Genomic DNA, 5,948 nt, shown 5'->3' with positions numbered 1-5,948 from the left:
CTTCGCGCTCGATCCCGACATCCCGCCGCGCAACCAGCGGGTGTGGTTCGAGCGCGTGTCGGGCGACAGCGGGCGTGGCAGTTGGCGACTCGACGGCCGCACGATCGGGCGCGGCGAACGCGTCGCGTGGCTGCCGTGGCCGGGCCATCATCGGCTCGAACTGCTCGACGCGAGCGGCAAGCTGGCCGATCAGGTGGCGTTCGAGGTGCGCGGGGCCGTGGCTCGGCCGGGAACGGCAGGGCGCGGCGGCCAGTAAGCGCGGCCTGAGCCGGGCGCGGCCGCCTGAGCCGGCTGTTTACCGGCGATTGCGCGCCGCGCGCGCCCGCAGCAACCGGCCCGCCATCAGGCCGATCACGATCGTCGCGCCGTAGCCCGCCGCAAGCACGATCTGCGTGTCGTCCTCCGGGCTTCGCGCCGCAATCACCGCCGTGCCGATCAAGACGATCAGCAGTCCTGCCAGCCATTTCATCGGCATCGCCCCCCTCCCTTCCCCATGATCTCGCGCCGGCCGCAAGCCGCTTCGGCCGCGCTTCGGTCGTTATAGCGGCTCGCGCCCGCTTGCGCAGGGAGGGAAAACACCGGCGGCGTCGCTTCGCGGCCAAACCGCGTCGGATTCCGAACGATTCGCGCGCGGCGGCGCGAATCGTCCGAGGAATCAATCGTTCGCAGGCCTAGGAACCGCTCGCCGGCGCGCGCGCCTGCGTGGATGCCGCCGCCATCGACGGCACCGCGCTCGCGCCGCCCGCCGATGCCTGCCACCAGAACTTGCCGGCGCGCAGGTTCGGATCCTGGATCGCCAGATACGTCGTGCTCCACAGTTGCGCGGCGTTGGCCTCGGTCGCATCGGCGCTGCGCGTGCCGAACGCGTCGGCCTGGTACTGGCCGTTCGCGTAGGACCAGGTCCACATCTCCGAGGTGCGCATGTCGCGCGCGTTCGAAATCACCTGCCAGATCTGCTGGCGCGCCTGCGTCAGTTGCGTGCGCATCGCGGCGGACAGATCCTGCCGCGCCAGTTGCCGGTCCAGCCCGGCCACCCACATCGCCTGCTGCCAGGACCAGACCACCGTGCCGTGATAGGCCGAACTCGTGAATTTCGGCCAGAGCGCCGGATCGGCATAGGCCGGATTGGCGATCAGCATGCCGACGTCGGTGATCAGGCCGGCCGGAAACGGCCGGATCGCATCGCCGACGATCCGTTGCAATTCGTCTTCCGGCGGCGTGCCGAGCAGCAGCGCGAAGCCGCCGTCCGAATGCATCACCGGGATCGGCGCGCCCTGCGCGTCGAGCGACAGCGCGTAGAAGTTCAGTGCGCCGGTGGGCGCCGTGCCGGCCGGCACGCCCGCCGACGCCGCGTAGTTCGACGCATCAGTGACCGCCTGCGCGGCCGGCACGCTGACCTGGAACAGCGGCGGCGCCTGCTGTTCCCAGGCCGCCGCTTCGCCGGCCGCGTTCTGCAGCACGGCGCGCTGATCGGCGCTCAGGTACGGATCGAGCAGGCCGCGCTCGAGGAAATGGCTCGCCGCACGCAACGCGGCCGGCACCAGCACCGCGTTGACGTCGAACGGCACCACGCCGCCGGCCAGGCCGTCAGTGCTGTCGCGCCAGTTGCCGACGATCTCGCCCGGGCGCAGGTGGATCAGGTTCGCGGCGGCCGGTTGCTGGACGAACGGCTGGGCCGTCTGCGCGACATGCAACAGGTTCGCGACGAAGCGGCTGCCGTTGGTCGCGCCGCCCGACGATTGCGCGAGAAACGCCGCGGCCCGCGCCTGGCCGCGCACGTCGTCGATCAGCCAGGCGGCCATCACCGGCGCGAGCAGGTAATCGCTGTCGATCATCTTGTAGTCGTAGGTCGGCGTCGCATCGTTCGGGCGGCCGTTCTTCGCGTTGTCGATCAGCGCGAATTCGCCGATGCCCTCCTCGTGCGCCACCTTGCCGTCCGGCGACAACCGGCTCAACACCGCGCCGAGCCCCGCCTCGACGGCCGGCGCCTTGAGCACCGGCATCAGCATCTGCACGGAGATCAGCGTGTCGCGGCCGAAATACGTGTCGTACTGCCAGGAGCCGGCCAGCAGCTTGTCGTTGAAGCTCAGGAATTCCACCACGTTCTGGCTGACCGGATCCGCGCCCACCGACGCCTCGAACAGGTCGCCGTGCCCGATCGGCGACAGCGGCGTCTCGCCCGACAACGCCTCGATGTGCAGGCGCAGCCGCGTCGCGCCGGCGGGCGCCGTCAGCACGAGCTTGCCGTCCGGCGTCGCGGCGAGGCTGCCGCCGTCGCGCAGCGTGACGCGCAGCGCCTGGCCCGGCGCGCCGTCGACGCGATCGCGCTGCCATTGCGCGGTCGCCCCCTGCACGGTAGGCGCCGTGACGATCTGCGACGGCACCGTTGCGCCGCCGTTGTAGTCGCGCAGGAAGCGCACGCTGCCGAGCAGCCCCTGGCGAAGCGTCAGCGTGGCGGCATCCACCGACACATCCGACGCGATCCCGTACAGCGGCCGGCCCAGATGGTCTTGATTCGAGATCGCCGACGGCGCGGTATCGAGGTTCCAGTTGACCGCCTGCGCGGTGTCGTCGAACCACAGCCCCGTGCCGCTGTTGCCGGCCGGGAACACGACGAGCAGGCGCGGCTTGGCCGACGAGCGCATCAACAGATGCGCGGCGACCTTGTCCTGCCGGAAGAAGGCGTTGATCTGCCCGCCCGCATCCATCCGGAACGCGAGCGACGCGGCGCTGGGCTGCGTGCCGCCGGACTGCGTGCCGTCGTCGTTGCACGCGGCCAGCAGCCCCGCGCACAGACACGATGCGATCAGCGATTTGACGAAACGACGTGGTGCCATGCCCCCTCCTGATTGATGTCGGTCAGTGGCCTCGGAAGCCATGCGATGTGGCCCGGTTATCGTCGATCGAGCGTAATGCAAATGTCGGGCAGAGGTCGGCGGGCCGTGGCGGCGCGGCGGGAGATCGTTCGGCGGGAACGCTGAGATGCTGCGAAGCGGCAACGGGCAAGACCGTGCGCCGGCATGGGGCGGTACGACGGGCGGCAAGCGAGCGTCCACGCCGCGCCGCCCGGCCGCGAGCAATGCGTGTGCCTTCGGTATTTTTCACTTGAGGAAGCCGCCGGAATTCGAGCGCGGCGCGGCGAGAAACAATCGCCGCCGCCATACAGCGACGCGTCGTTCGCGCCCATGAAAAAGCCCCGCCTGAAGCGGGGCCGGGTCGTTCCGGAATCCGGCCGGTCAGTGGCCGGCGAGCGCCGGACGATAGCGCTTGAACAGCGCCGTCACGTCGAAATAGTAGGTGCGCGCTTGGCCGTTCGCATCCACGGTGTCGATCGCATCGATGTCGCGATCCTGCGCCTTCTGCAACGACTGGCGCCCTATCCGCAACTTCTTGACGAACAGCCAGCTCAGTTCCTCGTTGATGGCCACCACGTGCACGGCCGTATCGGGCGTCAATCCATCGCCGCTGTGGGCGATATCCTGCGTGATGCCGAACAGGTACAGCCGCATTTCGTTTTGCGCCTGCGTATCGCCGGATTTGCCAAGCAGGAAGCTGTAGTTCGAAATCAGGCTGAAAATCGGAATATCGCGAATCGGACGGATTTTCTCGACCTCGCGAATTTTAGCAAGCGCCGCGGTCACGTCGCCTTGCTGTGCCAGTTGCATTGCCTGCTTCTGATCGTCCTGCACGGCTTGAATCAACTCGAGATAATTGAAACTCGTGTCGTTCAGGAATGCGATGCGCCGTTCATGCGCGTCTTTCAATGCGGCGCCGAACTGACCTTGGTCCGGTGAAACCGGCAGCGGCCTGAAAATATCCTGATTCGCCTGCTTGATTTCCTCGGTTTCACGCGGATTCGTCGCGAAATAAACCACGGCCGGGCTGCCGCCGGCCGGCGCGACATACGACACCTTCTGCAGCATGGCGCCCCGGTAATCCAGCGAACCCACGCTGCTGACCGTGCCCGAATGCAGGCGCACCCAATCGCCCATCTCGCCGACCCGCACCACGCGCACCGGGTCGTCCGGCGTATCGCCGCTGCCGGAGCGCTTGAGCAGGATATCCGCCAGCGCATTCACGCGCTGCAGGCACGCAGCGGCCTCGCTCGCCCGGCCGAGCTTCCGGTAGACGTTGAAGCAGACGACCTGCGTGTCGTAATCGGGGTATTGCGCGAGCGGCGCGTATTTCTCCACTTCCAGCAGTTTCTTCAGCGCCGCCGCATCGTCGCCGGAACGATCGAGCGTGTTGGCCGCCGTGGCGATGGCCTGCGTATCGCGGCTGAATTGCTGAAGATCGATTTGCGCATTACCGGCCAGCGCTTGCCGCGCCTTCTGCATTTGTTCGACCGGCGAGGTGGATTCTTGGGCGATGGCCGTGGTCGCGGCGAAACCGCACAGCAGGAAAATCAGAGATCTGATCGGCTGCATGAAAACCTTGTTTTAATTTGATATGGAGGGGAATTCAATTGAAGCGCGACAGTATGCCTTGAGGTCATCGACATCGGTACGCGCGTGCATTACTTTTTATTTCAATCTCGGCAACCGATTAATGCAAATTGCCTGCTGATTTTTATCATTCTCATTACATCGCCGGCTCGCCCGGGCCGTTCGCGATCGCAACGGCGCGACGCCGCCCTTCGCCGATTGCCGGCAACGAAGGCCCCCATCCCACGAAACACCCGAAACTCACCGTTCGAACGCAAGAATCGATGCTCGCAAACGTTTGACTTGCAGAAAAAAATAAATCGGCACGGTGTAGCGCCATCAAATCGATCCGATGCGTGGAGGACGTCGCCATGGCCGCCGGCGCATTGCACCCGGCCCGGCAATCGATCGTTCCAATCTTTTTGCGTCCCGGGGCCGGCGGCAGCTGGCACTGGCCGTCTCGGCCCGGGAGATCGTGATCGTCGTGGGCGGCGCGTGCCGCCCGGCCGCTCAGGCGATCAGGAAGCGGTCGCGATCCTGCCCGGCGATCCAGCCCGGCACGCGGCCGCGGCCCGTCCAGGTCGCGCCCGTTTCCGGGTCGCGATAACGGGGCTTCGGCTTCTGATCCTCCTTGCGGGGGCGGCCCAGGCGCGGCGGAAACAGATCGCGCTCGGTCAGTCCGTATTCGGCGATGGCGCGCCGGATATCCGCGATCACGGTCTTGAGCTCGGCCTCGCGGGCTTCGCCGGCCTGGCGGGTCAGCTCGTTCAATTTCTCGAGCAACTCGTGGTAATTCGACATGACAGCTTCCTCGTAGAACACCGTCGTTCTCGCGCGCCCTGGCATACGGCTGTGAGGATTCGATGCGCGCGGCGACGGTTTATAACGCTCAAACAGGTCTCAACCCACTATCGCGGGATAGTGGCTCGCTTTTTTTCATGCTTCCTGCCCCCGGCATCCGAGTCGATGCGGGAAAACGGCCTCCGGCCCGAGGCGAACGATCGCGCGGCACACCGCCTTTGGCCATGGCGGCATGGTGTTGTCGCGATGCGCGGCATGCCGGCAGGCACGCCTCGCATCCGGTCACGACGGGCGCTGCAGTGCGCCGCCGCCGTGCCTGTTGCCACGCAATGATCGTCACGCTCGAAATCCGACCGGACACCTTGCGAAAACGGAACCCGCACCGCCGAACCATACCGCCTCGTCTCACCGGCCACGCACGTCGAACCTTCGTATTGCCCGCGGCCCGGCAGCCCGTTTTCGCGGACGACGGCCGTGGCACACGGCGTCGCCCGGCTCACGCCGAACCCGTTACTGAACTGCTTACCCATTGCGGCTGCCGGGGCCCCACCCCGGCATCGCATGCGTCCTGCCGCCGATGCGTGCATCGAGCGCGGCCATCGCCGGCCCGGCCAGCGCGCGGTTCGCGTCGAGCCGCGCGGGCGGTGCGCCGCAAACGGGCGCAGCCGGCACGCCGCGCCCCGACAACCAGCGCCGTCCCCATTCGAGCAGGCCGCCCGGCAA

General features: G+C 67.2%; 5 protein-coding genes and 1 pseudogene. 1 reads left to right on the top strand and 5 read right to left on the bottom strand.

Translation table 11 applies throughout. The annotated features are described in order from the left end of the window. Positions 1-256 (top strand): annotated as a pseudogene (locus G3N92_RS29700) (penicillin-binding protein 1C); the annotation flags it as partial. A 39-nt stretch (positions 257-295) separates the two neighbouring features. On the opposite strand, the gene G3N92_RS29695 reads toward G3N92_RS29700, so the two are convergent. From G3N92_RS29695 to G3N92_RS29675, 5 genes are all read right to left on the bottom strand, one after another. Further along, positions 296-475, bottom strand: a complete 180-nt coding sequence (locus tag G3N92_RS29695) for a hypothetical protein (RefSeq protein WP_206131136.1) — start codon at positions 473-475, stop codon at positions 296-298. A 196-nt stretch (positions 476-671) separates the two neighbouring features. Beyond that, positions 672-2,837, bottom strand: a complete 2,166-nt coding sequence (locus G3N92_RS29690; RefSeq protein WP_206131135.1) for a hypothetical protein — start codon at positions 2,835-2,837, stop codon at positions 672-674. A gap of 399 nt (positions 2,838-3,236) precedes the next feature. After that, positions 3,237-4,427 (bottom strand): DUF4919 domain-containing protein, encoded by a 1,191-nt coding sequence (locus tag G3N92_RS29685; protein WP_206131134.1) that lies wholly within the window; start codon positions 4,425-4,427, stop codon positions 3,237-3,239. A 507-nt stretch (positions 4,428-4,934) separates the two neighbouring features. Next, complete coding sequence (locus G3N92_RS29680; protein WP_206131133.1) at positions 4,935-5,225, bottom strand: H-NS histone family protein; 291 nt, start codon at positions 5,223-5,225, stop codon at positions 4,935-4,937. 522 nt (positions 5,226-5,747) lie between these two features. Next, positions 5,748-5,948: hypothetical protein (locus G3N92_RS29675; RefSeq protein WP_206131132.1), on the bottom strand; the 201-nt coding region annotated here is incomplete at its 5' end.

This window comes from Burkholderia sp. Ac-20379 (assembly GCF_017104645.1).
In the GTDB taxonomy this organism is placed as follows: Bacteria; Pseudomonadota; Gammaproteobacteria; order Burkholderiales; family Burkholderiaceae; genus Burkholderia.
The sequence above is the reverse complement of the archived record's forward strand: the minus strand, read 5'-3'. Positions and strand labels throughout refer to the sequence as shown.